The sequence below is a fragment of the Pseudoalteromonas sp. S3178 genome, assembly GCF_005886985.1.
Taxonomy (GTDB): domain Bacteria; phylum Pseudomonadota; class Gammaproteobacteria; order Enterobacterales; family Alteromonadaceae; genus Pseudoalteromonas; species Pseudoalteromonas carrageenovora.
Map to the genome: position 1 here is coordinate 1 of NZ_PNCW01000454.1, position 264 is coordinate 264.

Here is a 264-nt window from a genome sequence, read left to right on the forward strand (position 1 = left end):
AAAGGCGGCGAAATTTGCTGAAAGTACCCGACCTAAATATCCTCCCATAATTGAACTTGCGATATACCGCGTCATATTCTTATGTAAGGTCTGGCTTTGATATTGTTGGCCGATGTAAGTTGTCATGGCTGTTAACGCGGCGGGTAAGATCAAACCTTGTATAAAACGTGTGGCTAGCAGCAACTCAAAGTTGGGCATATGAACAAAGATGATACAGGTGATCGCAAGTAAGAACATGGCATATTTTAAAATCCGTAACGGGTT

Annotated in this window: 1 pseudogene; it reads right to left on the bottom strand. The window is 42.0% G+C overall.

Annotated features, from left to right (window positions below):
* Nucleotides 1-264: pseudogene (locus tag CWC11_RS23150) on the bottom strand (MFS transporter); the annotation flags it as partial.